This is a genomic window from Cobetia sp. PDI-12MA (assembly GCF_059507695.1).
Genome location: NZ_CM183351.1, coordinates 1,054,467 through 1,080,938, shown reverse-complemented (window position 1 = coordinate 1,080,938; position 26,472 = coordinate 1,054,467). Strand labels below are relative to the sequence as shown.

Here is a 26,472-nt window from a genome sequence, read left to right as displayed (position 1 = left end):
CCAGAAACCTGAGGCCACTGGCTTCAGACTGGCAGCATTGGGTGTCTAGTCCTGAAAAAGCCCCGCCGATTGGCGGGGCTTTTTCATGGCTACTGCCTGGGCAGCTGACGAATCAGCTCTGAGCGTTCAGCCCTGATCCATCAGTTCTGGCCCATCAATTCTGGCGCACGCCATCGATCTCGCGCACGAAGGGCGGCAGCGCCTCGATCAACTGCTGACCGTAACGCTTGGTGAGGATGCGTCGATCCAGAATCGTGATACGCCCTTCATCGGCTTCCTTGCGGATCAGGCGCCCGCAGGCCTGCACCAGCTTGATGGAGACATCCGGCACCGCGATACGCATGAACGGGTTGCCGCCCCGCGACTCGATCCACTCCGCCAGCGTCGCACCGACCGGGTCATCCGGCACCGCGAACGGCAGCCGCGTGATTACCACGTGGGTCAGATACTTGCCGGGCAGGTCAATACCCTCGGCGAAGCTCGCCAGCCCGAAGATGATGCTGCCGCGCCCGCCATCCACCGCCTTGCGGTGCTGACTGAGCAGCTCGTGCTTGGGCAGACGACTCTGCGCCAGTACCCGCTTGCGGGTCTCGCCGTCCAGCGCCTTGTTGACCGCCGCCAGCTGCTTGCGCGAACTGAACAGCACCAGCACCGCCTCGCGTACATCCAGCGCATTGACGAAGTTGACGATCGCCTGCTCGTGCGGGCCGGGCGGCGACGGCTCCACCGCCTCACGCGGAATGGCCAGTACCGCCTTGCCATAATCGAACGGGCTGGGCAGACGCTGATAGCGATAGCGATTGGCCAGGCCTGCGCGCTCCTGCAGGCGCTCGAAACGATTGAGCGCCGTCAGGGTCGCCGACGTCAGCACCGCGCCGAAACAGGCGCCCCACAGATGGCGTGCCAGCGTTTCCGCGGCCGACACCGGGCTTGCCGAGACGGTCATCTCCGGCTCGCCATTGAAGCGCTCGAAGGTCAGCCAGCGCGCATGCGGCGGCCCATCGGCAGGATCACTCAGGCCGATGGCCTCCCACAGCGCATGGGCTTCCAGCGCACGTCCGTGCAGCAGGGCCACCAGCGGCAGCCAGTCCTCGGCATTCTCCTTGGGCAAGCCGGTGGCCTTCTCCGGGTCCAGGCTCTCACGCAGGATGTCGGCGATCTGCTCCAGCGCCCGCGACAGCTCCGCGAAGCCCTTGAGCAGGTTGTGGCCCAGCTCCTTGAGCGCCTCCGGTGCCTGACCGCGCTCGAAGCGATGATTGGTGACGTCCTCGCCGGCCCCATTGGGCAGATCCGCCAGCTGATGCCCCAGCCCGAACACCTCGCCCAGACGCGGTTCGATATCCGCCAGCAACTCGGGCATGCGTGCCAGCAGGCGGCCGATGGTCGGCTGACTGCCCAGCGCCGCATTCAGCTCGGTGAGCGACTTCTTGAGGTTGCCCAGCCAGCGCAGCGTCTGATTGATCGGCGTGCGATGATGGAAATGATCCAGCGCCTTGTCGGGCAGATGGTGTGCTTCGTCGAAGACGTAGATGCAGTCGCTGGGCGATGGCAATACCAGGCCGCCGCCCAGCGAGAGGTCCGCCAGCACCAGGTCATGGTTGGCGACGATGATGTCGGCCTGCTCCAGCTGACGACGCGCACGGAAGAAGGCACACGCCGAGAAGTGGCTGCAGCGGCGGTTGGTACACTGACGATGGTCAGTGGTCAGACGCGCCCAGTCGCGGTCCTCGACCTGCAACGGCCAGCTGTCGCGGTCCCCCGCCCACTCGCCGCTGGCATAGTCCTCGGCCATCTTGCCGGCCAGCTCCACGAAGCCGCCGCCATCACTGGCAATCATGTCGCGCTCGAACAGCGCCATGGTCGGGTTGTCCTCGACACCTTCCAGCGCCTGATCCAGCTTCTGCACGCACAGATAACGGCGACGGCCCTTGGCCAGCGCATAGTCGAAGTTCAGCCCCGAATGCTTCTTGAGCGCCGGCAGGTCTTGATGCATGACCTGTTCCTGCAGCGCGATGGTCGCGGTCGAGACCACCAGCCGCTTGCCGCGCGCCTTGGCCACCGGCAGCGCGGAGAGCAGATAGGCCAGCGTCTTGCCGGTACCGGTACCGGCCTCCAGCACGCAGACATGCTCGTTGCCGAGGCGATAGCCTTCCGGATTCTGCTCGATGTTGCCCAGGGTGCGCGCGATCTCGGCGATCATCAGCCGCTGCCCATAGCGCGGCGTCAGCTCAAGACCCTCGAGCAACTTGCGATAGGCGCCCTGAATCTCGCCCTTGAGGCTATCTTCCAGCATTGCGTGTCTCTCTCCTCAACTGGCCATCCCCCCCCTGCCCCACGACAGCCGGTCACGGTCAACAACAACTGGCGACTGGCCGCTTGCCAGAAGATCACTTGCCGTCAGCTCGCTTCTCGTCAACCCGGTGGGTCATGGAGCGCAAGACGGCGAACAGCCTGAGCTGTCCGCCGTCTTTGCGTGCTACTGCCATCTACCTCGACTGCCGTGCGCGACCGGCCACCTTCTCGCGACCGGCCAGGTGCAAGCAGGTGTTACAGCAGGCCCTGAGGCGGCTGCTGACGCGGAAGCGTTTCCTGCAGGTAGTCCTCGATCTCCGGCAGCGAGAAGACATCTTCCTCACCGACGAAGCTGATCAAGGTCACTTCGCTGAAGCTTGCACGGTGAACGTAGTCTTCCGGCACTTCCGGCAGCGTGAAGTTGATCGCATGGGTCGCGTCTTCGAGTGCGAAGCCACGCCCGGCGACATCGCTGACCACCAGCACCTTGAGCTTGCCGTTGCGGAAGGCCTCATGGGCTTCCAGGCGCTCGGTCTGGGTCTCGGCGCCGGACATCACCGCCGATTCGATACCGGCCTCCTTGAGCGCGGCGTTGATCTTGCGCACCAGCCCACGACTGTTGCCGAAGACCACGGAGCGCTCCATCTCACCCTGATTCACCAGATTGATCAACAGACGCAGCTTGTCATCATCGCTCACGGTGTAGGTCTGCACGGCGTCGTTGTCCGCCGCGATGGCAGCCGTCGCTTCGTGCTCGACCGCGACCTGAGTCGCCTCATGCGTCCACTGCTCGGCCAGCCCCAGCACATCGGAAGACAACTCGGCGGAGAACAGCAGCGTCTGGCGCTCTTCGGGACGTGGCGTGGCGCGGATGATGCGCTTGACGTCAGGAATGAAGCCCATCGACAGCATGCGGTCCGCTTCGTCGACCACCAGCACCTCGGTCTCGGAGAGATCGACATCGCGCTTGGTGTGGAAATCGAGCAGTCGGCCTGGCGTTGCAACCAGCAGGTCGACCTTGCGCTCGAGGCGTTCACGCTGCTTCTGGTAGTCCATGCCACCCACCACGCAGGCCACCGAGATGCGCGCGAATTCGGAGAACGCCTTGGCGTCCTTCTCTATCTGCAGCGCAAGCTCACGGGTCGGCGCGATGATGACGGCACGCGGTGCACCCGGCTTCTGGCCTTCCGGCGCCTTCTCTTCCAGGAAGTAGGTCAGGGTGGCGATCAGGAAGGCGGCGGTCTTGCCGCTGCCAGTCTGGGCACGGCCGACCACGTCACCCCCCAGCAGTGCCTTCTCGAAGGTCTGGGCCTGGATCGGGGTGCAGTATTCAAAACCGGCCTTCTGGATGGCACGCATCAGCGGCAGCGGCAGATCGAAATCATGGAAGCGCCACTGACCGGCGACCGGCGCGACCGGGAACTGATCGAGGTTCCACTTGGACTGGGAGCGGCGCGGCTTGCGACGACGACGCTTGGGCTTTCTCGGCTTCTGGTTCGGGTCCTGCGGCTCTTGCTGAGTCTGCTCAGCGGCTGGCTGGGTCTGATCCGTCTCGCTCATGTAATCCGTTCTTCTCAAGGGTTCATATGCGACAGGCGCGGGTCGTTCTCGGAATCTCGCCGTGACAGGCCACACCCGGCTGGTTCGTCATGCCCAGTCGTCTCACCTGGTTCGCCTGACTCGCGCCTGATGCGCGGTAGTCTCGGGCTGCATGCGCCTTTACCGGATTGGGAGCCATTCCCTGCACTTCTGCGGCACCCCCCCTGGGTGTGCGTCTTCGAGGCCACGCAGGCCTCGGGTGCAGAAGGGCACGAATGCTCTCGCCTGTTCTTGACGGATTCACGCATCCAGCACTCCCCTGCCCGAATGTTCGGCAAGGGACTGGAGCGGACGTCTGCCATGAGGGTCTGCTCACGTGGCACCGGTCATGTCATCGCCGGGCTCACGCAACGGACAGGCTCATGGGTCGCCACAAGGACGGCCGATACTGCGTGTCGGTCGAAAGGGCTTCTTCATCGGGCAGGCATCGGGTTGCCGGGCAACCTTGGCCACGCCACGCGACAGTTCGCCGTCGCCCGTCTGTCTTACTGTGTGGGCCGGGGCGGCGTACCTGCCAGAGTCATTCAGGTAACACTCATATATTGCATGTTGCATGTCGCTGGCACGGGCAATGGCAGCAAGACTGGCGCATCCGGCAAGCCGTTGTCTCTGACATGCGTGAGGGGAAGCGCGCCCCGAGGGGCAGGCGACCCGCCATCGTGCATGAGGCACAAGGCGCCGGTTCAAGCGGCCAGCCACGCACTTCACCTGCGGGCAGCGACGATAACGCCGAGATATTGTACCAGCCCGCCGGCGTCTTCGCGCCCCTGCATCATGACGCACTCGATACGAGACAACCTCGTGTGCACGACACGCGATGCTTCTCACCACGACGCCCCTCATGGCACCCGCCCCACGCAGGCTGGTAGAATGACCGTCAACTGATGCGGTTGCCCGCGTGCCGCGGCCTTGCCGTGCGACTCAAGGCTGGCGACTGCCGACACCGAACAGGAAAGCCCGAAGATGACACGTAGAAAGAAGAGCCGTTCCATCGCCGACAAGGTGCAGATTCGTACCGGCCGCCGCAAAGACTTCAAGAAGTGGCGCGCCGAGAACCCGGACCAGGTGCATTCCGGCCCGCGTTACGTGGCCAAGAAGAAGGACCAGCGCAAGTCCCAGGCTGCCGCCAAGCTGGAGCGCATGAACGCCGCGCCGCTGTTGCCGCTGCACCCTGAGACACCGGCAAAGGAAGACAGCTCCTCCAAGGATGATGGTGGAGGCCAAGCGTGATGCGTCTGATTTCCTTCAACATCAACGGCATCCGTGCCCGCCCGCATCAGCTGGAAGCGCTGATAGAAGCGCACCAGCCGGAAGTCATTGGCCTGCAGGAAACCAAGGTGCAGGACAGTGAATTTCCCCACGCGCACATCGAGGCGCTGGGCTATCACGTGGTGTGGCACGGCCAGAAGGGCCACTACGGCGTCGCGATGCTGACACGTCAGGTGCCGAAGAAGGTGCACTACGGCATGCCGGATGACGGCGAGGATGCCCAGAAGCGCATGATCGGCGTCGAGATCGACGGCCCGAACGGCGAGCCGCTGATCGTCTACAACGGCTACTTCCCCCAGGGCGAGAATATCGAGCACCCGGTGAAGTTCCCCTACAAGACGCGCTTCTATCAACAGCTGTTCCGCCTGCTGGAAGAAGACCACCAGCCCGAGCAGCATGTGGTGGTGATGGGCGACTACAACATCTCGGCCACCGACCGCGACATCGGCATCGGCGAGCCCAACCGCAAGCGCTGGCTGCGCGAAGGCAAGACCAGTTTCCAGCCCATCGAGCGCGAGTGGATGGAGCGCCTCTACGCCTGGGGGCTGACCGACAGCTTCCGCCACGTGCACCCGGAAGTCGACGACCAGTTCAGCTGGTTCGACTACCGCTCACGCGGCTTCGAGCGTGAGCCCAGGCGCGGCCTTCGCATCGACCTGATCATGACCAGCCCCGGCCTGACCCCGCTGATCAAGGATTCCGGTATCGACTACGCGCTGCGCGGCATGGAAAAGCCGTCAGATCACGCCCCAGTGTGGACCGATATCGGCTGATACGCTGAGCGACACCAGCGCGAACGCGATCGCCAGACACTCAAACGCCGCCTTTCCCGTCTCAGGACGATCAGGAAAGGCGGCGTTTTCGTTGCAGTGATGCTCAGACAGCGCTGGATCGCCAGCGCCTCACGTCATCAGCGTTGCGCGACGGACTTCAGCCAGGCATCGGCTCCTTCGGCGCCACGCGCCTGAGCCTTCTTGAAGGCTTCACGCGCAGGGTCGAACTGCTCCAGCTGACTGGCGACCACGCCGGAGAGCAGCCAATGACGCGCCGAGTCATCGCCACGCTCACCGGCCGCGGCCAGCGCCTGCTGGGCCGTTTCCCAGCGGCCCCAATCATAGGCAAGCTCGGCATACTGCCGGGCATCCTCGAGTGACTGACTCTGCTGCGAGACGGCTGCCCATGCCTTGAGCGCATGCTCGACATCGCGCGCCGCCGTCCAGGCCTGCGCCAGCTGGCGACGCAGCGCCGGGGTATCGTCAAGCAGCGGCTGCCCCTCGGGTGTCGCGGATTTCGAGAGCCCCGCCTCGATCAGCTCCGCCGCCCGCGCCGGCGCACCGGCCGCAAGCTGGAGGTCGATCCGCTGCTGGTAGGCGTCGCTGCCGCTGACGATCCCCGCCGCCCACGCCGCTTCCCAGGTACTGGCGGCGCGGGTGTTCTGGTTGAGGCGCTGATAGAGCGCCACGGCACGCTGCCAGTCCTGTGGGTCACGTGACTCGCCCAGTCCCTGCTCGACCAGCGCCACCGCCGCGCCATGGCGGCCGGTCTGCTGATAGACACTGACGGCCAGCTTCAGGCGATCACCGCTCGGCGCACTCGCCTTGCTGGCACGCTCAAGCCAGTCCTCGGCGCGCGCCCAGTCACCTCGATTGGCTTCAAGACTGACTGCGAGCCACAGGTCCTCGGCACTTGCCGAGCCGCCGTGCAGATATTCCGCCAGGCGAGCGATACCGCTATCGCGCTCCCCGGCGCGCAGGCGCAGCATCGCTTCACGACGCAGCCACTCGCGAGCCTGGGAGGCATTGACGCCCGGCAGGCGACGCGCCTCGGCATACAGACGCGCCGCCTGGGCCTGATCGCCCTGGCGCGCTCGCGCACTGGCCGCCAATGACAGATACAGCGCACGCACCTCGCCGCGCTGGCGCTTGGCCTCACGTTCGGCGCGCTCGCCAACCGCGTCATAATCGCCTTCATCCAGCCGTGACTGCAGCGTGCGCAACTGCCCCGCCACTTCGGCGGAAACGCGGGTCGCCGCATGGGCCGCACTGATGCCACCGACTTCCATCATCAGCATCAGGCAGGTCGAGACCAGCGTCACGCGGGTGAGTCGGCGCCCGCCGCGTGCCAGCAGCTGGCGCGCCCGCGCCATCAGGCCTCGCGATCGCTCAGCACTGTCGGCGTCCTGCGGCGGTGTGGATTTCGCTACCATGAGTCTTTCCTCTTGCGTTCATCCGCTGCCATGACTCGGCGCATTGCCGATAAGTCCACGGCATCAGAGATGACGACATATGACACACATCAGACACCCGATGAAAGCCCGCGCCATGGGGTCATGGGTTGCCTCAACGCAACTGGAACTCGAGCCGCTGGCGCGCCTGGCGCGCATTGCCCGCGGCCGGGAATTCCCAGCGCGCGATCGCCTTCATCGCCGCCCTGTCAAACACGCCCGACGGCTCGGCACGCACCACCCGCAGCGAGCCGCCATCGACATTGCCGTCCGGGCGAATCACGAACGCCACCTCGACGAAGCCCTCGATGCCGCGGCGACGCGCACGACTCGGATATTCGGGAGCAGTGCGCACGGTGGGTCGCGGTGAACCACCCTGTGCCGCCGGGGCTGCCTTGGGCTTTGACGGCTTCGCCGCGGCCTGTGATGACGTGTCAGACGCCGACTGCGCCGATGAAGAGGCCTCGGCCTGCCTGGCGACCGCCTTGGGTTCTGGCTTGGCCTTGGGTGCTGGCTTGGGCGTCGGTTTCGGCTTGGGGGTCGGTTTGGGCGGACGCTCGACTTCCAGCGGCGGCAGGCTGTCATCCATGGTCAGCTCTGGCGTCGGCGGCAATGGCGTCTTGACCTCGGGAATCGCCACCGGGCTTGTCGCCTTGGGTGCCGGCATCGGCGCTGCCTTGGGTGGCGGTGGTGGCTCGGCCGGCGGCGTGGGCAGACTTTCACTCGCCGCCGGTGCAGGCTCCGGTGCCTCTTCAGGCGCCTGAACGGTGGAGACCGATAGCGGCTCCGGTGGCGGCGTGTCGTTCACCGGCGGCGCGACCAGCAGCGCCAGCGCATAGAACAGCACCAGCGCCAGCAAGGCGCCGCCGACAAGCCCGACGAGTCGATTGGCATACAGGCGTCGCGTCATGTCATTCGCCCTTCGAGGCGGCGACCGCGATGTCCTGCACACCCGCGTTGCGCAGCGCATCCATCGTCTCGACCAGTAGGCCGGTCTGTGAGCGACTATCAGCCTGAATCACCACCGGCTGACCATCGGCAAGATCGGCCACGGCGTCGCCGACACGATGGGCATCCACCGGCTTGCCGTCGACCCACACCGCACCCTCGGCGGTGATGGCGACCATGACCGCCGCGTCAGGGCGCGCCGTGGCGTTGGAGGCTTCCGGACGCTGGATCTCGACCCCGGACTCCTTGACGAAGCTGGTGGTGACGATGAAGAAGATCAACATGATGAAGACGACATCCAGCATCGGCGTCAGATTGATCTCGCCGCTGTCTTCCGCGGCCTCCATGCGACGTCTACGCATGTGGTGTCTCGCTTGTATCAGAGGAGTAATCAAAGCCGTTCGCAGCGGACATGCCGGAACGTGCATCGTCGACGGCGCGCGCCAGACGGTCGTGCAGGCGCTGGTCTTCACGACGCACCACGCGCTCGAAGCGCGTGACGAACATCAGGCCCACCACCGCGACCGCCATGCCGGCCAGCGTCGGCAGCGTGGCGCGAGCCACACCGTCGGCCATGGCACGCGCCTGGCCGGTGCCGGCGATCGCCAACGAATCAAAGACATGGATCATGCCGGTCACGGTGCCCAACAGGCCGGCCAGCGGGCAGATCAGCACCAGCAGCTTTAGCCACGGCAGCGGCGCGCGCAGACGTGACAGCAGCTCACGGGTCAGCACTTCGCGATGGGTGAGCGCCGACCAGCTGTGGTGCTCGCTGCGCGCCACCCAGTCGTGGATCAACTGCTGACGCGCCGGACGATGCACGAGCCGCCAGTAGAGGCCGCGCTCCAGCGCCAGCCCGAACAGCACCATGGCGATCAGGCAGATCACCACGATCAGCGGGCCACCGCTTTCCACCAGCCGCATCACTGGCGCGAAGCCACCGCTCAGCAGGGAAGAGGCAGCCAACGAATCAGGCATGCTCGGTATCCCGCTGACGCGCCGCCGCGCTGGCAGCCTTGCTCGGAGCGCGCTTCTCGAGGTGGTCGGCCAGACGGGCACTGGCGCGGCCCTCGAGGCGGCCCATCAGGCCCTTGGACAGGCTGGAAAGCCCGGTCTGGGCAAACAGCAGCGGCACGGCGGTCACCAGACCCAGCACGGTGGTCACCAGCGCCTGGGAGATACCGCCGGCCATCAATTTGGGGTCGCCGGTACCGAAGACGGTGATCGACTGGAAGGTGCCGATCATGCCGGTCACGGTACCCAGCAGACCCAGCAGCGGCGCGATGGCAGCCAGCAGCTTGACCAGCGCCTGCCCACGCTCGAGCCTGGGCTGCTCGGCCAGCAACGCCTCGTCGAGACGGGCTTCGAGCGCTTCAGGCTCGTGATCATGGCGCATGCCTTCAAAGCGATGCAGCACACGGCCCAGCGGGTTGTCGTCACTGAGCTGGCTCAGGTCGGCCTCCTGACGCTTGACCGCCCGGCGGGTCAGCGACAGACGCACCAGCTGGATCAACGCGATGATCAGGCCCAGCCCACCAAGACCGACGATGACATAACCGACGGCGCCGCCTTGCTTGAGGCGCTCACCGAGACGCGGTGCCCGCGCCAGTGCCTGGGTAACATCGCCACCGGTGGGGTCGAAGCTCAGGCGATCACTGTCGCCGGCATCAAAGGCCGCCAGCTGCTTGCGAATGCGCAGCGGTGTGGTACCCGCAAGGCCGAGGGTGTCCAGCGCCGAGGGGCCATCCACGGCCTTGTCTTCCGACAGCGGCGCCAGCAGGTGACGACCACTGAAGGCCATCTGCTCGCCGACGCGCACGATCTCACGCGGCTTGATGCTGCCATCAGGCCCGGCCAGCGGTGCCTGGAAGCGCAGTGCGCGACCACTTTCGGTGGCGATGCTGCGGATGTCCGCGGTCAGGGCGGCGAGTCGCTCGCGGCCCGGCACCTCGTCGCGCGGTCCCAGGTCCGGCAGACGCGCCTGGCCGCCGACCAGCAGCCAGTTGCCCGCCAGTGCTTCACGCGTCTCACGTGCATGCTTGCGCGCCACCTCGAACACCTGGCCGAGATCGCCCTGCTGGGCCTGGCGCTCTTCGTCCAGACCGCTGAGAGTCGCCTGTTGCTCCTGCGCTTCGGCCTCGAGGGTCGCGCGCGTCTCGCGCAGGCTGTCACGCCGCGCCTCGGCCTCGCTGACCGCCGCTTGCAGTGCCTCGCGATCCGACAACAGGGTATCGAGACGCGCCTGATCGCGGCCTTCGGCCTGACTGGCGGCCTGCTCGAACTGCTCGACGCTCAATGACTGCTCGGCACTGCCGGTCACCGCCAGCACGGCGGGAGATGACAACGTCAGCAGCCCCAGGGCGCCGGCCGTCAGCAGCAGGCGTGACAGAGACGCACGTGGCGCTTGTGAATTCGTCGCCATCAGCTGGACTCCTGCGCGGTACGGGTAGTGGTGGTGCGTGTGCTGGTGACTGCCGCGGCAGCCTGATCGGCGCTCTTGAGCGCGGACTGCGACAGGCGCCCCTTCGGGGCCAGCTCGACGTCCTCGACCGGCACCGACAGCGGCAGGGTCACCAGTGACGGTGCCTGCTGGTCACGCGCCATGCTGATGCCCTTGCGCAGCGCCTCCAGGCCGCTGTCATCCAGCACCTGCCAGCTGCCATTTCTGGCCTGCCAGGCGCCACCATGCTGACCGTCCAGCGTCAGGTAATAGAGACCGACGCGGCCGACACGCAGATACTGCACCTCGGTGTCTTCCCCGCCGACAAGCCCTGCGCGCCAGGTATCGAAGCCCTGACCGTAACTCAGCTCCTGCTGCCAGGCGTTGAGCAGCTGATCGAGGCGCTCATCATTGCTCAGGCTGGCATTGGAGAGGTTGTCACGCAGACGCTGGACGCGCGCAAGACGCTCGTCCTTGAGAAACGGCAGATCCTGCTCGATGAAGTCCTCAAGCTCCTCGACCTGCTGACGCAGCAGACCCGGCAGCGACTCGCGCGTGGCCTCGAGATTCTCCAGCGCCCTACGCTGGCGCTCGATTCGCGCCGCGCGGTCAGCATTCAGCGGCGTCAGTTCCGCGGTGTAGCTTTCCAGACGCGCGGCTTCCTGACGCGCTTCGCGCAGGCGCACCAGCAGCGCACGCGTCTCGTCATCGGCGGCGTCGATGCGCGCCTGCAGCTCACGCTGGGTTTCCTGATGAGTGGCGGCACTGTCACGCAGTGTCTCGGCATGCGCCGGCAATGCGGTAGCTGTCAGCGGTGCAAGCAGCACCAGCGCCGGGAGCAGGCCGCCAAGGGCTCGCACGCACGGGAAGGGGAAAGAAGTCGAACGCCGCACGGACATCTCCTGAAGAACTAGGCTTGGTTGCATCCTCGGTCGCCTGCCAGGCCGATAGTGGCTTCCGAGTGGAAATGCAAATCACTGGCATGGACGGTATTACAAACAAGAACAATTATCAATTGATCTTGACTCGCTCTACTCCCTCAGCAGGCCCTGATATCTGCAATGCCGCGTTGCACTTCTCTCTTCAAGCGCACATTCCTGACCTGTCCCGACCCTTGCCCGCAGACACAAAAAAACGCGACCCACCGAAGCGGGTCGCGTTGGTTGGCCAGGGCACCTTGCGGTGTCTCGGGCTCAGCCTTGCGGGGCGTGGCTCAGAGCTTGCCTTCCAGCTCCGGCAGCACCTCGAACAGATCGCCGACCAGGCCGTAATCCGCGACCTGGAAGATCGGCGCTTCATCGTCCTTGTTGATCGCGACGATGACCTTGGAGTCCTTCATCCCCGCCAGGTGCTGGATCGCCCCGGAGATGCCGACGGCGATGTAGAGATCCGGCGCGACGATCTTGCCGGTCTGGCCGACCTGCATGTCGTTGGGCACGAAGCCGGCATCGACGGCAGCGCGCGAGGCACCGATGGCGGCGCCCAGCTTGTCGGCGATACCGTTGAGCAGCGCGAAGTTCTCACCGTTGCCCATGCCGCGGCCACCGGAGATCACCACCTTGGCGGAGCCAAGCTCAGGGCGCTCGCTTTCGGCCAGGGTTTCCTCGACGAAGCTCGAGACGCCTGCCTCCTCGACCACATCCACGGCCTCGATGGCCGCCTGTCCGTCGAGCGCGACCGGATCGAAGCCGGTGGCACGCACGGTGATGACCTTGAGCACATCGTCGCTCTTGACGGTGGCGATGGCGTTGCCGGCGTAGATCGGGCGCTGGAAGGTATCGGCGCTCTCGACGGCGATGATCTCGGAGATCTGCGCCACGTCCTTCAGTGCCGCGACACGCGGCATGAAGTTCTTGGCGGTGGTGGAGGCGCTGGACAGTACGTGGCTGTAGTCATCAGCCAGCGCCACGACCAGTGCCGACAGATTCTCGGCCAGCTGATGGGCGTAGACGGCATTGTCGGCGACACGGACACGCGCGATACCGGCAAGCCTGGCGGCCTGCTCGGCGACGGCGCCTACGCCCTCACCGGCGACCAGCACGTCGATATCGCCACCGATGGCGGTTGCAGCTGCCACGACACTCGCGGTGCTGCTGGTCAGCTGGCCATCATGATGATCGGCAATGACGAGAATGCTCATGAGATCACCTTTGCTTCATTCTTGAGTTTGTCCACCAGCTCATCGACGGAGCCGACCTTGATGCCGCCCTGACGCTCGGCCGGCGGCGTGACCTTGACCAGCGACACCTTGGAGGCCGTGGAGACACCCAGCTCTTCCGGCGTCTTGACGTCCAGCGGCTTCTTCTTGGCCTTCATGATGTCCGGCAGCTTGGCGTAGCGCGGCTCGTTGAGGCGCAGGTCAGTGGTGACCACCGCCGGCAGGTTCAGCTTGACGGTCTGCAGACCACCATCGATCTCGCGGGTGACGTTGACGCTCTCGCCATCGACCACCACCTCGGAGGCGAAGGTGCCCTGCCCCATGCCGGTGAGTGCCGCCAGCATCTGGCCGGTCTGGTTGTTGTCGGCATCGATGGACTGCTTGCCGAGAATCACCAGCCCGGGCTGTTCCTCCTCGACCACCTTGGCCAGCAGCTTGGCCACGGCCAGCGAGTCGACGGCATCATCGGTCATCACCTGCACGGCGCGATCGGCGCCCAGCGCCAGCGCGGTACGCAGCTGCTCCTGGGCGGCCTTCGGGCCGATGGTGACGGCCACGACTTCGGTCGCCACGCCCTTTTCCTTCAGGCGTACCGCTTCTTCCACGGCGATCTCGCAGAAGGGGTTCATGGCCATCTTGACGTTGGTCAGATCGACGTCAGACTGGTCAGCCTTGACGCGAATCTTGACGTTGTAATCGATGACGCGTTTCACCGCGACGAGTACTTTCATGGTGTCCTCGCTGATTTCTCATGGAGTACCAGTGACCGTGAGGCCGCCAGCACTCGATTCATGCAAGCGTTTGATAGGTGAATATCTTTCACAGATGACCGTGGTGACAAGTGTCTCGCCACGATATCCGCTGGCACCCGAAGGATGAAGTCAGCCAGACCGGCGTGGTTTTCACTGTCCGGGAGCCGCCATTCTCATGCGGGCATCTTGCGCAGAATTGGCTGCCGGGGTCAAACCTGACAATCACTCTCAACACGCCCGGGCGTGAAACCCATCGGGCGATTCCCTGCAACGCCCCCGGTGGCTATTACGTCAGACCCAAGCATAATAAACAAACGGTCGTTTTAAATGCTACTGTTGCGGCATGCTATGCGGCTGCTTCGCGCCAGCGCCTCGTGTCGAGCGGCCAAACGTCCGTGCAGGACATGGCGCGCCAGCGTGAGTCGCCCCCTATTTTCACTCCGGCGAGCCGTGCCCTGACGCACGCCACGTCGGAGGTTCACTGCCCAGCGAACGGCCATGGTCGTTCGTGACACGCCCGCCCCGCCGGATCCGCGGGGCCCTGACGGCGCAAAGATTGAGGAGACGGGTCATGGAACGCGAATTCATGGATTTCGACGTGGTCATCGTCGGTGCCGGCCCTTCCGGCCTGGCGGCGGCCTGCCGACTGATGCAGCAGGCCAACGCGGCCGAGAAGGAGCTGACGGTCTGCGTGGTCGAGAAAGGCTCTGAAGTCGGCGCACACATCCTGTCCGGCGCCGTGCTCGAACCGCGCGCACTGACCGAGCTGTTCCCCGACTGGGCCGAGCGCGGCGCCCCGCTCAAGACGGCCGTCACCCGTGACGAGGTCGTGCTGCTCAAGGATGACCAGAAAGCGCAGGTCATCCCCAATGCACTGGTCCCCAGGACCATGCACAACGACGGCAACTACATCATCAGCGCCGGCAACCTGACGCGCTGGCTGGGCGAGCAGGCCGAGGAGCTGGGCGTCGAGATCTTCCCGGGCTTCGCCGCCCAGGAAGTGCTGCATGGTGAGGATGGCACGGTGCGCGGCATCGTGGTCGGTGACATGGGCGTGGCTGCCGATGGCAGCGAAAAGGATGGCCACATGCCGGGCATGGAGCTGCGCGGCAAGTACACCCTGTTCGCCGAGGGCTGCCGTGGCCACCTGGGCAAGCAGCTGATCTCGCGCTTCTCGCTCGATAGCGAAGCGGATGCCCAGCATTACGGCATCGGCCTGAAGGAGCTGTGGGATGTGCCCGCCGAACAGCACCAGCCGGGGCTGGTGGTGCATGGCAGCGGCTGGCCGCTCAAGGGCAACGCCGAAGGCGGCTTCTTCCTCTATCACACCGATGACCAGCAGGTGGTGGTGGGCCTGATCGTCGATCTCGCCTACGACAATCCGTACCTGTCGCCCTTCGATGAATTCCAGCGCATGAAGCAGCACCCGACCCTGGCCCGCCATCTCGAGGGCGGCAAGCGGGTCTCCTACGGGGCGCGCGCCATCGCCAAGGGCGGCCTCAACTGCCTGCCGAAGATGAGCTTCCCGGGTGGTCTGCTGATCGGCTGTGACGCCGGTACCCTCAACTTCGCCAAGATCAAGGGTCTGCATACCGCGATGAAGTCCGGCATGCTGGCGGCGGAAAGCGTGTTCGACGCCATCAAGGGGGGAGACGAAGGCGGTGAAGACCTGGTCGACTTCGGCAAGCGCTTCAAGGACAGCTGGGCCTATGAGGAGCTGGATGCCTCGCGCAGCTTCGGCCCGGCCATGCACAAGTACGGCACCTTCCTCGGTGGCGCCTACAACTTCCTCGACCAGCTGACGGGTGGCCGCCTGCCGACCCTGCATGACACCACGCCGGACTACGCACGCATGCGCCCGGCGGCTGAGTGCACAAAGATCGAGTACCCCAAGCCGGACGGCAAGCTGTCCTTCGACAAGCTGTCCTCGGTGTTCCTCTCCAACACCAATCACGAGGAAGACCAGCCGTGTCACCTGCGCCTGTCCGACCCGGAACTGCCGGTGCGTGACAACCTGCCGCGCTACGCCGAGCCCGCCCAGCGCTACTGCCCGGCCGGGGTTTACGAGATCATCGAGGAGGCCGGAGAGCCGCAGTTCCAGATCAACTTCCAGAACTGCGTGCACTGCAAGACCTGTGACATCAAGGACCCGGCGCAGAACATCACCTGGGTCGCGCCGGAAGGCGGCGGTGGCCCCAACTACCCCAACATGTAAGCCTCTGCTGCCCGCCAGCTGACAACGCCGCCGCGGCCCTGCCGTGGCGGCGTTGTCGTGTCTGGCCCTCAATATCTCCCAGCGCCGCGGGCGCGAACGCCTTTCACTCCTTAAGCGCTTCTTGTGTTATTCCAAAACATTCTCAAAGCGATTGTTGATATAACAGCTTCCCGGTAGCACATTAGCCTCCCTCGAATTCAGACTCATGCCATCGCTTCGGAGCCATCATGTCCGTCACACGCCAGATACTGCTCGCCCTGGGGCTGGGCATTCTCAGCGGCCTTGCCCTGAACGCCGGGGCAGGCGCTCTGCCCGAGGGCAGCGTTGCCTGGCTCGACAGCCACCTGCTGACACCGGTGGGCCAGATCTTCCTGCGCCTGCTGCAATTCGTGGTGGTGCCGATGGTGTTCGGCGCCCTGATCATGAGCCTGACCAACCGCGAAGGCGGCGCCGATGTCGGGCGCCATGCCGGGCGCCTGCTGGGCAGCTATGTGGTCACCAGCGCCGTGGCGCTGACGCTGGGCATGCTGGTTGCGCATTGGCTGACGCCGGGCAGCGGCGCCGAGAGTCTGGTGGATTCGGCGCCTGAAGGCCGCAACGCTGACAGCATCGCCCAGTGGCTGGTGGGCCTGGTGCCCAACAACCCCTTCACCGCGCTGGGTGGCGGCGGCGTGCTGCAGGTCATCTTCGCGGCCGCCCTGATCGGGCTGGCAATGCGCGCCCTGCCAGAGGAAAGCGCGCCGCTGCATCGCGTGATCGAGAGCGGTTACACCGTCAGCCTCAAGGTACTGTCCTTCGTGCTCAAGCTGGCGCCGGTGGGGGTCTTCGCACTGATCACCTCGGTGATCGCCACCCAGGGGCTGGACCTGCTGATGCGCCTGGGCATGTACGTGATCGGCCTGATCATCGCGCTTACGCTGATGGCGCTGCTCTATCTGGTGCTGCTGGCCGTCACCGGTGCCCGCCCGTTGGCCTTCGTGCGCCACTTCGGCCAGAGCCTGGGCTTCGCCTTCGGTACCGCAAGCTCCGGCGCGACCCTGCCGCTGGCGCTGGGCAATGCCCGTGATTACGGCATGAATGAACCCCTGGCCAGCTTCGCGCTGCCCTTCGGGACTGCCCTCAAGCGCGATGGTGCCGCCGTGCTGCAGGGCTTCAATGCGCTGTTCGTGGCGCAGCTGTTCGGCATCGATGTCACCACCTCGCTGGTGATCACCGTGTTCACCACCGGCCTGCTGGTCAGCTTCTCGACGGCTGGCGTGCCGGGTGCGGGTCTGGTCGCGATGACCACCGTGCTGGGTGCGGCAGGTCTGCCGCTGGAAGGCGTGGCCGTGGTCGCCGGGGTGGACCGCTTCACCGATGGCCTGCGCACCGCCCTCAACGTGATGGGCAACTGCGCCAACGCCGCCCTGCTGGAGCGCTTCGATTCACGCAAGCCCACCGCCGAGCCCAAGACGCAAGCGTAAGCACGCACGCACGCACGCACGCGAAGAGTCAGACAAAGCGCCCCACGAACGACAACGCCCGCCAGAGAAACCTCTGGCGGGCGTTGTCATGTCTGAGCAGCCCTCATCGCGCTGGCGCTTGCGACTACTTCTCGCTGGCCTCACCGGTGGCAACCGGACGTGCGGGATCACTGGTCCAGTCACTCCAGGAGCCGGCATACAGGCGCGGCAGCGGCAGCCCCGCAATCGCGAAGGCCAGGATGTTCTGACAGGCACTGATGCCGGAACCACAGTAGGCGATCACCCCACTCTCTGCCGGCAACAGGCTGCGCAATTCACGCACCAGGCTCATGCGGTCCTTGAAGCGACCATTGGCCTCGAGATTGCTGGGGGTCGGTCGGCAGAATGCGCCGGGAATGTGGCCTGCCACCGGATCGACCGGCTCCTGCTCACCGCGAAAACGCGCCTCGCCTCGGGCGTCCAGCAAGCTGTCATCCGTGGCGGCCACCTCCTGGGCGCTGACCAGCAGGCTGTCATCAAAGCTCGGGTGCCAGTCGCTCGGTGTGGGGGCCACCGGTTGGGCAGGCGCACGTTTGAGCTCGCCCATGGCCTGATTCCAGGCCTGGATGCCGCCATCCAGCACCCGCACATCCGGATGCCCGGCCCAGGTCAGCATCCACCACAGCCGCGCCGCCGCCATCTGCCCGCCCATGTCGTCATAGACCACCACCTGTTGCTCGGGCGTGATGCCGAGGCGGCGGAACAGCTCGGCCGTCGCCTGATGTGACGGCAGCGGATGCCGCCCGCCCACGCCGTCCTCGCGCACAGCGGCCGACAGATCGCGGTCCATATCGACATGGATGGCACCCGGCAGATGGCCTTCACGCCACAGACGCTCGCCGGCTTCCCCATCGTCGAGACGCGCACGGCAATCCAGCACCACGGGGGACTTGAGGCCCGCCATCGCCAGCTGGGTCACCAGCTGGCTGGCATCGATCAGGGGCGCCTGGCGCTGGTCCGGCACCAGCAGCGATGAGGCGGAGACGGAGGCTGCCGCCAATGCGGCAGGATCAGGATACTGAGCCATGGGAACTCCTTTTCGGGCAGACGAAGATACGCTGCAGGCATGATGGTGCTCGGCGCAAGGCTTGGCAATCGCGCGGCCTTGTCGCCCGAGTCTCAAGTCCATTGTCACAAGGGACACAAGGGTCACAAGGCTGTCAGCGGGGCACGCGTGGCGATCAGGCGGCGCTTGTTGCCATCGTCGAAGCGCACCTCGATCAGCGGATTGGCCTCATTGCCGGAGACCTCTTCGATCACCCCCTCCCCGAAGCTCTCGTGACGCAAGCGCTGACCGACTTCCCAATCACCGACGCGTCGCAGCACCGCCGGCTCGCCGCGTGGAGAGCGATTGCTCTGACGAGCGCCGCGAGCATGGGTGCCGCCCGAGCTGGACTGGCCTTGCGCAGTCGACTTGCTGGCCGACCTGCCCGGGGACCTGGCGACCTTCTTCGGCAGCGCTTCCAGCGTCGGCGGCGTGATGCCGTGACGTGCCAGAGGCAGCCGCGCCAGATAGGCCTCGCCAAGCGCCGGCGCCGCCACACGCAGGCGCTCGTCGCTTCCGGTCGCTGACTCGCGGGCGGCCTCATCACCACCCTCGGCCTGCTGACGGGCGAGCCTGGCGCGCTTGCCGGCACCGTGAATCCAGTCGCCGAGGCGGGTGCAGTCCTCCACACACAGCTCCGCCAGGAAGCGGCTTGGCGTATGCGTGCCACCGTCGCGCCACAGGTGCAGCTGCTCGCGGGCACGCGTCACGCCGACGTAGCACAGCCGACGCTCCTCCTCGAGGCGCTCCGGCGACAGCGGGTTGTCGCGCGAGTAGGCCGGGAAGTCTTCCTCGTTCATGCCCCACAGCCCCACCAGCGGCCACTCCAGCCCCTTGGCCCCGTGCACCGTGGTGATCAGCACGCCGTCGGCGGCGTCCTCGACCGGGTTGCGCAAAAGATTGATGAAGGCATCGGGGTCATTGGCAAGCTCCCCTGCCTGCTCGATCAGCACATCCAGCAGGCGCACATCCTCCTCGCCCTTGTCACGCCGGGCCGCGGCGCGGCGCAGCACCTTGTCGGCCTCCAGCTCATCGACCACATGACGCAGCAGCCGCGCGGGCGCCCAGTCACCCAGCGAAGGCAGATCACACAACAGCTTCCAGCGCTTGTGCAGGTTGCGGCGTTGCAGCGGCTTGAGCCCCTCGAGAATAGGGTCTTCCTTGCGTGGCCAGCGCTGGCTGTCGGCCAGTTGCTGGCACAGGCGCTCGAGGCGCTCGCGCGCGACGAAGGCGGTGGGCTGGGTGAACAGCAGCAGCAGGTGCGCCGGGTCGCGCAGACGCGTGGCATCACGTGCCAGCTCCAGATAACCCGCCAGCGCCTGCACCAGCGGCAGACGGAACACGAAGCGATCCCCCTGCCCCAGCCGGAAGGGAATGCCGGCCTTGAGCAGCTGCAACTGCACCGGCACCGACAGCGCCCAACTGCGCACCAGCACGGCGGCCTCGGCGCCACTGCGCCCTGACTCTCGCCAGGCCGTGAGCGCCGCGACCAAACTGGCGGCGCCCTGACCTTCGAACAAGCGCGTCGCCGGCGTACCGGGCGCAGCCAGGCACAGCTGGTCCGGGCGGCGCGCATTGGCGGCGATGGCGTGATTGGCCGCCAGCGCCAGACGATGACCGTGACGGAAGGTGTAGCTGAGCGGGAAATCCAGCGGCGCGGCAAAGCTCTCGGCAAAGCGCGTCAGCATGTAGTCAGGCCGCGCGCCACGCCACTCGTAGATGCACTGGTTGGCATCCCCCACGGCCATGACTTCTGCCATGGCGCCGGAGGCTGCGGGCGACGCTTCGCCGGGCGAGGAAGCTTCGTCGGGCGACGCCTCGCCGGACGGCGACTTGCTGGACGGTACACCCGCCAGCAGCGCCAGCATGCGCTGCTGCGCCTCATTGATGTCCTGATACTCATCGATGATCACGTGCTGCAGGTGCCCCTGGATGCGCGCGCGGGTCTCGGGCTCCCTCTCCAGCTGACGCAGCGGACGGTAGAGCAGGTCGGCATAGGTCATCTGGCCGTACTGCTCGAGCAGCTGTTCAAGCTGGGTAAAGGACTCGACAAAGTGGCCGGTGTGCTCGCCGAGGTTCATGCGCTCGTACAGCAGCGTCGGCTCGCACATCTCGGCCTTGACCAGATCACAGAACTGGGCGAGCGCTTCGAGGCGCTCGCCTTCCAGCGCTGCCTCACGATCGGCGCGATCGGCATCGCCCAGCGCACGCTGGGCGGCCTGCTTGAGCAGACGCTCCAGCGCCCAGTCCTGCTGGATGAGCTCGCGCGGCTCGAGGCTGCCCCAGCGTACCAGAGTGGTGGTCAGGCGATGGCCGATGGAGTGGAAGGTGCGGATATCGGGCAGCCGTGTGCCCGGCGGGGCCGACTGCGCCAGCTTGGCGACGAAGTCCTCGCGCGCCGAGCGGTTGAACATCAGCACCAGAATCCGCTGCGCCGGAATGCCTTCCGCCAGCAGGCTCAGCACCCGCGCCACCAGCGTCGTGGTCTTGCCGGAGCCCGCCACCGCCGCCACCCGCGCATGCCTCCCACGATGCGCCACCACGGCGCGCTGCTGATCCGTCAGCCGTTGCGTCAGCTGATCGACGGCCAGCGCCAGTGGCGATGCTGCAACGTCTGGCCCGGAGGTTGCGGTGCTGTCGGGCTCGATGGGAGGAAGTGGTGACGACATGAAGACCTGCAATGGCTGACGGCGAGAGAAAAGGGACGAAGCAGAACGTGAGGGGCATACGGAAGAGAGAGCAGAAGGCGGCAGGCTCAAACAAGTTCAGACAAGCTCAGACAGGTTCAGGCCTCGACCTCATCGGCCGCCAGCTGTCCCAGAATCTGGAAGCGCCCGCCGCTCATGAAGCCGAGTGTCAGGCTGCCGTCTTCCTGCTCGTGCGTCTCGGCGCTCTCGAGCAGCCGATAGTAGAGATTGCGGTGCAGGCGCGCGGCAAGGCCGAAGCGCACCGGCACTTCCGGCAACCACAGGCCGTCCGGCGTCTCGCTCAACGTCAGGCAGGCCTCCCCTTCCAGTCGTACGACATCGCCCTGATCGGTGACCAGTTGCCAGACGTCCGGCTGAGGCTCTGTCTGTCCAAGCTCAGTCTGTCCAAGCCCAGTCTGTCCAAGCCCAGTCTGTCCAAGCTCAGTCTGCACAGAATCACTCTCGGCGCGGGAGCAGTTCACCGCCAGGAAGGGGCGGTCCTCGACTTGGATGGTGACCTTCTCCGCCGGCGTGACCAGGCAGTAGCTGCCATCGGGCTCGCGGCGCAGGACACGTGACAGCATGTGCACCAGTCGCGCACGGCCGATGGGCGTGCCCTCGTGCATCCAGCGCCCATCGGCGCAGATGACGAGGTCCATCTCGCCACAATGCGCCGGGTGCCATTGATCCACCGGCGGCAATGCCTTGCCGCTGGTGGCCTTGTCGCCCAGCTGGGTGAGGATTGCGGCTGGATTCATGACATTCCCTCCCTGGTGGTCAGATCATGCGGGATACCACGCTCAATCGATGAGCATACCGCTGCTGGCCAGCGCTTCGCGAACGTTGTCCGGCGCTTCCGGCGCAGCGGCACGGAACAGGCGATAGAAGTTGGCGGTGGTCTGCATCGCCAGCTCATCGACGGTGATGCCGCGCTCGGCGGCGATGCATTCGGCGACCTCGACCACATTGCCCGGCACATTGGAGGTACCACGGTACGGTACCGGCGCCAGATAGGGGCTGTCGGTCTCGATCAGCAGGCGGTCCAGCGGGATGGCGCGCGCCAGCTCGCGGACGTGTTCGGCGTTGCGGAAGGTGACGATACCGGAGATGGAGACCATGAAGCCGTGACCCACCGCGATGCGCGCCATGTCGAGATCTTCGGTGAAGCAGTGCAGCACGCCACCGACAGCGGGGTCCGTGTGCTGCTTGATCAGCGCCAGGGTGTCTTCCCGCGCCTCACGGGTGTGGATGATCACCGGCAGCTCGAGCTCACGCGCGGCGATCAGATGGCGCGTGAAGCGCTCGTACTGCAGCTCGCGGCTGACGCTCTCGTAGTGATAGTCGAGGCCGGTCTCGCCGATGGCCACCGCGCCGAAGCGCTCGGCGCACTTCTTGATGTCCTCGACCGTGGGTTCCGGGTCGACCTGATGCAGCGGATGCACACCGGCGGAAATCACCACATCCTCATGCTGCTGGGCGATGGCCGAGATCTCGGGCACATCGTCGAGCGTGACGGCAATGGCGAGAAACTGGTGCACGTGACGGGCGCGCGCGGCGTCCAGCACAGCCTCGAGGCTGCCGCCGTGCTCTTCCAGTTTCAGACGATCAAGGTGGCAATGCGAATCGACAAACATCCGGGAACTCTCACTACTGATGGCCACGCGAAGCGCGGCGAAAAACGTGCTCGACCGGCGGGCGCCCATGGCACTGCCGGTCGAGATGATGAAGCGACGCTGCGCTCGCGCTACAGCGTATAGGTCGCGTGCCCCTTGCCGAGCATGCCGGCCAGGTGGTTCTCGATATGATCGCGCACCTGGCGGTCCTCTTCACTGAAGTGGATGCCGATCCCGGCAGTGCGCCGGCCACTGACGCCCTGCGGGGAGATCCATACCACGCGCCCGGTGACCGGGATGCGCTCGGATTCCTCAGGCAGGGTCAGCAGCAGATAGACCTCCTGGCCCATGGTGTAGCGCTCGGTGGTCGGCACGAAGATGCCGCCGCGCACGAGGGTCGACATGTAGGCGGCCAGCAGGGTCTTCTGATCACGAATGGTCAGCGAGAGCGCCTTCTGGCCTTGCTGTGGAGCGGTATTCATCCTTCACCTCCGGCCGGTTTCCCGGCACATGCAGTCCCGTGACGAGCGTCAACGCCCACATGAGGGCTCACGCTACGAATCAATGCGTATTCTTCGGCCATTGCCTGTGTTATCTGACGCAAGGCGAGCAAGCGGCCTGTCGGCTTCAGTCTAGCCTGCCCGCCTTGCCTCACGCAGCCTCATGGCTTTCCACGCGGGCCTTTGCTCAGCCCCTTCCTCAGCTCTTCGCTCCGACCTTCACTTGGGCCTTCACACCAGAAGCTCAGACCTTCATTCGGGCCTTTACGCCAGAAAAAGCCAGCTGCGCATTCAGGAGCGCAGCAAGGCGGCCCAACGCACCAGCCAGGCCTCCAGCACCAGCTGAGGGTTGGGGTTGCCGCCCGCAGCCAGCAGGCGGCGCTGCTCGCGCGCGAAATCCAGCAGCTTGAACCAGTCCTGGGTGCGCCCATTCTTGACCGCCTGTCTCAGCAGCGGCTCGAGACTTGGGTCACGCAGGTCGCCGGCATTGCCGGACAGGCCCATGCGAATCAGGTCTTCCAGCCAGGCAATACCGTACCACAGCACCTGCGCCAGCGGTTGGCGCTCCAGTCGCCACGCCTCTGCCACCGGTTCGCCACCACGTACCAACGCATCGAACAGTTCGCGCAAGGCCTGACGCAGCTGACGCTGCTCCGCCTCGCCAAGACGCACCGCCAGCTGCGGCAGACCGCCTGCCATGCGCAGCAGGGCCTGAGCATCCTCGCCCAGCTGCTGCGTGAGCCATGGCAGGCTCTCTTCGGCCGGCGGTATCACCAGCGGCCATTGCTGACAGCGCGAGCGGATGGTCGGCAGCACCCGCGACGGCATGTCACTGAGCAGAATGAACAGCGTATTGGCGCCGGGTTCCTCGAGGCTCTTGAGCAAGGCGTTGGCCGAGGCGATGTTCATCGACTCCGCCGGTTGCAGACGAATGACGCGGTAGCCGCCCTGCTGGGCCGTCTGGGAGACGAAGCGGTTGACCTCACGGATCGGGTCGATGCGGATCATCTTGCCGACATCCTGCGGCGCGACCGCCATCAGATCAGGGTGATGCCCGGCCGCCAGCATATGGCAGCCATGACATTCACCGCAGGCCGCTGCGCCGGGCTTGCCCTGGGCGGTACGACACAACACGCGAGCGATCATCGCATCGGCCAGCTCATGCTTGCCAAGCCCCGACGGTCCGCTGAGCATCACCGCATGCGGCAGGCGACCGTTGTCATGCACCGCGGTGAAGTGTTGCCACAGCGAGTGCTGCCACGGCAGCGGCGAGAAGCTCGAAAGCGTGACACCATTGCTGACGTCTGAAGCACTCATGGCTGCACATCCTTGGGAGTGTCCGCCTGCCAGGCCGCCACGCGAGCCGCCAGCACCACCGCGATATCGGCCTGCACGGCTTCAAGCGACTGACCGGCATCGATGGTGGCAAAGCGCTCGGGGTCGGCGTCACGACGCATGTGATAGCCGACACGCACCGCCTCGAAGAACTGCTCGGCTTCCTGCTCGATGCGGTCGGCGCCTTCGCCGGTCTCGGCGCGGCGAGCGGCCAGACGGCCACGTGCCGCCTCGACCGGCATGTCCAGCAGCAGGGTCAGGTCCGGCTGCAGGCCTTTCTGCACGAGGGATTCCAACGTGGAGATATCCGCCAGCGGCAGGTTGCGGCCACCGCCCTGGTAGGCAAAGGTCGCGTCGGTGAAACGATCGCACACCACCCAGGCACCGCGCGCCAACGCCGGGCGAATGGTCGCGGCCAGATGCTGGGCACGCGCGGCGAACATCAACAGCAGTTCGGCATCATCACTCAGCGACTCGGCCGGCGCCGGGTCCAGCAGCAACTGGCGAATGGCTTCCGCTCGCTCGCTGCCACCCGGCTCACGCGTGCGCACGACCTCGAGGCCATGCGCCTCTAGCTCGGCGACCACGAAGGCGACATTGGTGCTCTTGCCGACGCCTTCACCGCCTTCCAAGGTGATGAAGCGACCTGCAGGCGAAGCCTGGGTGGCCGCCGCGCTGGCGGCGCGGCGAGAAGACGTCGTGCTTGATGCGCTCGGACGTGAAGACATGATGTTTCCTGATTCAGACAGCAGATGACTCGCGACGACAGCCCCGTGCAGCGCATGGCAGACCTGTTCGCCACACGGGTTTCAGCTCATTCGCCACGCATTACCGATTGAGAATATAACGGCGCACGGCATTGTTGTGCTCGCGCAGCGTGCGCGAGAAATGATGCTTGCCCTCACCCTTGGCGACGAAGTAGTAGGTATCGCCCTCCTTGGGATGCACCGCCGCTTCCAGCGCGGCGCGCCCGGGCATCGCGATCGGCGTCGGCGGCAGGCCGGTGATCACGTAGGTATTCCAGGGCGTCGGCTTGCGCAGGTCGGCGCGCGACAGCGAGCCATCATAGTCCTTGCCCAGGCCATAGATGACGGTCGGGTCGGTCTGCAGGCGCATGCCGCGCTCCATGCGACGCTTGAAGACGCCGGCGATCTCGTCGCGCTCTTCCGGCGCGCCGGTCTCGCGCTCGATCAGTGACGCCATGATCAGCGCCTCGTAGGCGCTGGTGATCGGCAGGTCGTCGTCTCGCCCGGCCCAGACTTCCTCCAGCGTCCTGTTCATGCGGGCATAGGCCTGCTTGTAGAGCGAGAGGTCGCTGACGCCCTTGTGATAGCGGTAGGTGTCCGGGAAGAAGCGCCCTTCCGGCTTCTCGCCCTCTGCACCGACAGCCGCCATCAGCTCTTCATCACTCATGTCGCGAGTCGTGTGCTCAAGCTTGGGCGAGGCATCCATGGCTGTGCGCATCTGGGCGAAGGTCCAACCCTCCGGCACGGTCAAGGTATAGCTGACCACATCGTCACTGGACAGCAGCGCCACCAGCTCACGACCGTTCAAGCCCGGCGTGAGACGGAATTCACCGGCGCGCAGACCATTGACGGCCTCAGGCTCGAGGCGCGACCATACCTTGTACGGCCAGCTCGCTTCGATGATGCCCTGTGACTCGAGCTCGCCCACGACCCTGGTCAGACTGGCGCCCTTGGGTACCTCGAACAGCTGTTCCTTCTCGATCGCCAACGGTGACAGCAACTGCGCCTGCCAATAACGAAAGCCCACCAAACCCGCAGCCACGGCCAGCACTACCAGCATCAGGAGGATCTTGAACACTCGCATAATCAGGTTTCCAGTCTTCATGGCGAAGGCGACGACCGCACAGGCATGCCTGCTGACGCTCGT

The 26,472-nt window shown here is 65.7% G+C and carries 22 protein-coding genes; 4 read left to right on the top strand and 18 right to left on the bottom strand.

Annotated features, from left to right (window positions below; all coding sequences use genetic code 11):
* Positions 1-154: 154 nt before the first annotated feature.
* Complete coding sequence (dinG, locus tag AC5WNI_RS04650) at positions 155-2,293, bottom strand: ATP-dependent DNA helicase DinG (RefSeq protein WP_175088181.1); 2,139 nt, start codon at positions 2,291-2,293, stop codon at positions 155-157.
* 254 nt (positions 2,294-2,547) lie between these two features.
* The gene (locus AC5WNI_RS04645; protein ID WP_495928837.1) at positions 2,548-3,852 is read right to left on the bottom strand and encodes a DEAD/DEAH box helicase; all 1,305 of its coding nucleotides are present in this window, start codon (positions 3,850-3,852) and stop codon (positions 2,548-2,550) included.
* 1,002 nt (positions 3,853-4,854) lie between these two features.
* On the opposite strand from AC5WNI_RS04645, the gene AC5WNI_RS04640 reads away from it, so the two are divergent.
* The gene (locus AC5WNI_RS04640; protein WP_175088183.1) at positions 4,855-5,121 is read left to right on the top strand and encodes a hypothetical protein; all 267 of its coding nucleotides are present in this window, start codon (positions 4,855-4,857) and stop codon (positions 5,119-5,121) included.
* The gene (gene xthA, locus AC5WNI_RS04635) at positions 5,121-5,933 is read left to right on the top strand and encodes an exodeoxyribonuclease III (RefSeq protein ID WP_175088184.1); all 813 of its coding nucleotides are present in this window, start codon (positions 5,121-5,123) and stop codon (positions 5,931-5,933) included. Before AC5WNI_RS04640 ends, xthA begins: the two co-directional genes overlap by 1 nt.
* A gap of 137 nt (positions 5,934-6,070) precedes the next feature.
* On the opposite strand, the gene AC5WNI_RS04630 is transcribed toward xthA, so the two are convergent.
* From AC5WNI_RS04630 to AC5WNI_RS04595, 8 genes are all read right to left on the bottom strand, one after another.
* Positions 6,071-7,366, bottom strand: coding sequence for a hypothetical protein (locus AC5WNI_RS04630; protein WP_175088185.1), 1,296 nt, complete (start codon positions 7,364-7,366; stop codon positions 6,071-6,073).
* A 133-nt stretch (positions 7,367-7,499) separates the two neighbouring features.
* Positions 7,500-8,294, bottom strand: coding sequence for an energy transducer TonB (locus tag AC5WNI_RS04625; protein WP_175088186.1), 795 nt, complete (start codon positions 8,292-8,294; stop codon positions 7,500-7,502).
* A 1-nt stretch (position 8,295) separates the two neighbouring features.
* On the bottom strand, positions 8,296-8,694 hold the full coding sequence (locus AC5WNI_RS04620; RefSeq protein WP_043331884.1) for an ExbD/TolR family protein: 399 nt from the start codon (positions 8,692-8,694) through the stop codon (positions 8,296-8,298).
* Positions 8,687-9,310, bottom strand: a complete 624-nt coding sequence (locus AC5WNI_RS04615) for a MotA/TolQ/ExbB proton channel family protein (RefSeq protein WP_285460189.1) — start codon at positions 9,308-9,310, stop codon at positions 8,687-8,689. Before AC5WNI_RS04615 ends, AC5WNI_RS04620 begins: the two co-directional genes overlap by 8 nt.
* Positions 9,303-10,754, bottom strand: coding sequence for a MotA/TolQ/ExbB proton channel family protein (locus AC5WNI_RS04610; protein WP_495928834.1), 1,452 nt, complete (start codon positions 10,752-10,754; stop codon positions 9,303-9,305). Before AC5WNI_RS04610 ends, AC5WNI_RS04615 begins: the two co-directional genes overlap by 8 nt.
* Positions 10,754-11,665: a DUF3450 domain-containing protein gene (locus AC5WNI_RS04605; protein WP_495928832.1), complete on the bottom strand. Its 912-nt coding sequence runs from the start codon at positions 11,663-11,665 to the stop codon at positions 10,754-10,756. Before AC5WNI_RS04605 ends, AC5WNI_RS04610 begins: the two co-directional genes overlap by 1 nt.
* A 320-nt stretch (positions 11,666-11,985) precedes the next feature.
* A complete protein-coding gene (locus AC5WNI_RS04600) occupies positions 11,986-12,912 on the bottom strand; it encodes an electron transfer flavoprotein subunit alpha/FixB family protein (protein ID WP_285460186.1) in 927 nt (308 codons plus the stop codon).
* Complete coding sequence (locus AC5WNI_RS04595; RefSeq protein WP_107335326.1) at positions 12,909-13,661, bottom strand: electron transfer flavoprotein subunit beta/FixA family protein; 753 nt, start codon at positions 13,659-13,661, stop codon at positions 12,909-12,911. Before AC5WNI_RS04595 ends, AC5WNI_RS04600 begins: the two co-directional genes overlap by 4 nt.
* A 592-nt stretch (positions 13,662-14,253) precedes the next feature.
* Between AC5WNI_RS04595 and AC5WNI_RS04590 the strand changes: the two genes are divergently transcribed.
* Positions 14,254-15,897: an electron transfer flavoprotein-ubiquinone oxidoreductase gene (locus AC5WNI_RS04590; RefSeq protein WP_285460185.1), complete on the top strand. Its 1,644-nt coding sequence runs from the start codon at positions 14,254-14,256 to the stop codon at positions 15,895-15,897.
* Positions 15,898-16,124: 227 nt separating this feature from the next.
* On the top strand, positions 16,125-17,360 hold the full coding sequence (locus AC5WNI_RS04585) for a dicarboxylate/amino acid:cation symporter (RefSeq protein ID WP_495928830.1): 1,236 nt from the start codon (positions 16,125-16,127) through the stop codon (positions 17,358-17,360).
* A gap of 124 nt (positions 17,361-17,484) precedes the next feature.
* Here AC5WNI_RS04585 and AC5WNI_RS04580 read toward each other — a convergent pair whose 3' ends face one another.
* The 8 genes from AC5WNI_RS04580 to mltG form a co-directional block, all read right to left on the bottom strand.
* A complete protein-coding gene (locus tag AC5WNI_RS04580) occupies positions 17,485-18,426 on the bottom strand; it encodes a sulfurtransferase (protein ID WP_495928828.1) in 942 nt (313 codons plus the stop codon).
* A gap of 122 nt (positions 18,427-18,548) precedes the next feature.
* The gene (locus AC5WNI_RS04575; RefSeq protein ID WP_495928826.1) at positions 18,549-21,113 is read right to left on the bottom strand and encodes an ATP-dependent helicase; all 2,565 of its coding nucleotides are present in this window, start codon (positions 21,111-21,113) and stop codon (positions 18,549-18,551) included.
* Between the two features lie 116 nt (positions 21,114-21,229).
* Complete coding sequence (locus AC5WNI_RS04570; protein WP_495928825.1) at positions 21,230-21,889, bottom strand: DUF1285 domain-containing protein; 660 nt, start codon at positions 21,887-21,889, stop codon at positions 21,230-21,232.
* 42 nt (positions 21,890-21,931) lie between these two features.
* On the bottom strand, positions 21,932-22,765 hold the full coding sequence (locus AC5WNI_RS04565) for a TatD family hydrolase (protein WP_043331890.1): 834 nt from the start codon (positions 22,763-22,765) through the stop codon (positions 21,932-21,934).
* Positions 22,766-22,875: 110 nt separating this feature from the next.
* Positions 22,876-23,226: a PilZ domain-containing protein gene (locus AC5WNI_RS04560; protein ID WP_175088194.1), complete on the bottom strand. Its 351-nt coding sequence runs from the start codon at positions 23,224-23,226 to the stop codon at positions 22,876-22,878.
* A gap of 309 nt (positions 23,227-23,535) precedes the next feature.
* Complete coding sequence (locus AC5WNI_RS04555) at positions 23,536-24,561, bottom strand: DNA polymerase III subunit delta' (RefSeq protein WP_175088195.1); 1,026 nt, start codon at positions 24,559-24,561, stop codon at positions 23,536-23,538.
* Positions 24,558-25,307, bottom strand: coding sequence for a dTMP kinase (gene tmk / locus AC5WNI_RS04550; protein ID WP_495928822.1), 750 nt, complete (start codon positions 25,305-25,307; stop codon positions 24,558-24,560). Before tmk ends, AC5WNI_RS04555 begins: the two co-directional genes overlap by 4 nt.
* A gap of 100 nt (positions 25,308-25,407) precedes the next feature.
* On the bottom strand, positions 25,408-26,409 hold the full coding sequence (mltG, locus tag AC5WNI_RS04545) for an endolytic transglycosylase MltG (RefSeq protein WP_285460180.1): 1,002 nt from the start codon (positions 26,407-26,409) through the stop codon (positions 25,408-25,410).
* Between the last annotated feature and the right edge of the window lie 63 nt (positions 26,410-26,472).

Bases quoted from the DNA above. Each gene is read 5' to 3' on its own strand.
- dinG (WP_175088181.1), bottom strand. From the start codon at position 2,293: ATGCTGGAAGATAGCCTCAAGGGCGAGATTCAGGGCGCCTATCGCAAG.
- AC5WNI_RS04645 (WP_495928837.1), bottom strand. From the start codon at position 3,852: ATGAGCGAGACGGATCAGACCCAGCCAGCCGCTGAGCAGACTCAGCAA.
- AC5WNI_RS04640 (WP_175088183.1), top strand. From the start codon at position 4,855: ATGACACGTAGAAAGAAGAGCCGTTCCATCGCCGACAAGGTGCAGATT.
- xthA (WP_175088184.1), top strand. From the start codon at position 5,121: ATGCGTCTGATTTCCTTCAACATCAACGGCATCCGTGCCCGCCCGCAT.
- AC5WNI_RS04630 (WP_175088185.1), bottom strand. From the start codon at position 7,366: ATGGTAGCGAAATCCACACCGCCGCAGGACGCCGACAGTGCTGAGCGA.
- AC5WNI_RS04625 (WP_175088186.1), bottom strand. From the start codon at position 8,294: ATGACGCGACGCCTGTATGCCAATCGACTCGTCGGGCTTGTCGGCGGC.
- AC5WNI_RS04620 (WP_043331884.1), bottom strand. From the start codon at position 8,694: ATGCGTAGACGTCGCATGGAGGCCGCGGAAGACAGCGGCGAGATCAAT.
- AC5WNI_RS04615 (WP_285460189.1), bottom strand. From the start codon at position 9,310: ATGCCTGATTCGTTGGCTGCCTCTTCCCTGCTGAGCGGTGGCTTCGCG.
- AC5WNI_RS04610 (WP_495928834.1), bottom strand. From the start codon at position 10,754: ATGGCGACGAATTCACAAGCGCCACGTGCGTCTCTGTCACGCCTGCTG.
- AC5WNI_RS04600 (WP_285460186.1), bottom strand. From the start codon at position 12,912: ATGAGCATTCTCGTCATTGCCGATCATCATGATGGCCAGCTGACCAGC.
- AC5WNI_RS04595 (WP_107335326.1), bottom strand. From the start codon at position 13,661: ATGAAAGTACTCGTCGCGGTGAAACGCGTCATCGATTACAACGTCAAG.
- AC5WNI_RS04590 (WP_285460185.1), top strand. From the start codon at position 14,254: ATGGAACGCGAATTCATGGATTTCGACGTGGTCATCGTCGGTGCCGGC.
- AC5WNI_RS04585 (WP_495928830.1), top strand. From the start codon at position 16,125: ATGTCCGTCACACGCCAGATACTGCTCGCCCTGGGGCTGGGCATTCTC.
- AC5WNI_RS04580 (WP_495928828.1), bottom strand. From the start codon at position 18,426: ATGGCTCAGTATCCTGATCCTGCCGCATTGGCGGCAGCCTCCGTCTCC.
- AC5WNI_RS04575 (WP_495928826.1), bottom strand. From the start codon at position 21,113: ATGTCGTCACCACTTCCTCCCATCGAGCCCGACAGCACCGCAACCTCC.
- AC5WNI_RS04570 (WP_495928825.1), bottom strand. From the start codon at position 21,889: ATGAATCCAGCCGCAATCCTCACCCAGCTGGGCGACAAGGCCACCAGC.
- AC5WNI_RS04565 (WP_043331890.1), bottom strand. From the start codon at position 22,765: ATGTTTGTCGATTCGCATTGCCACCTTGATCGTCTGAAACTGGAAGAG.
- AC5WNI_RS04560 (WP_175088194.1), bottom strand. From the start codon at position 23,226: ATGAATACCGCTCCACAGCAAGGCCAGAAGGCGCTCTCGCTGACCATT.
- AC5WNI_RS04555 (WP_175088195.1), bottom strand. From the start codon at position 24,561: ATGAGTGCTTCAGACGTCAGCAATGGTGTCACGCTTTCGAGCTTCTCG.
- tmk (WP_495928822.1), bottom strand. From the start codon at position 25,307: ATGTCTTCACGTCCGAGCGCATCAAGCACGACGTCTTCTCGCCGCGCC.
- mltG (WP_285460180.1), bottom strand. From the start codon at position 26,409: ATGCGAGTGTTCAAGATCCTCCTGATGCTGGTAGTGCTGGCCGTGGCT.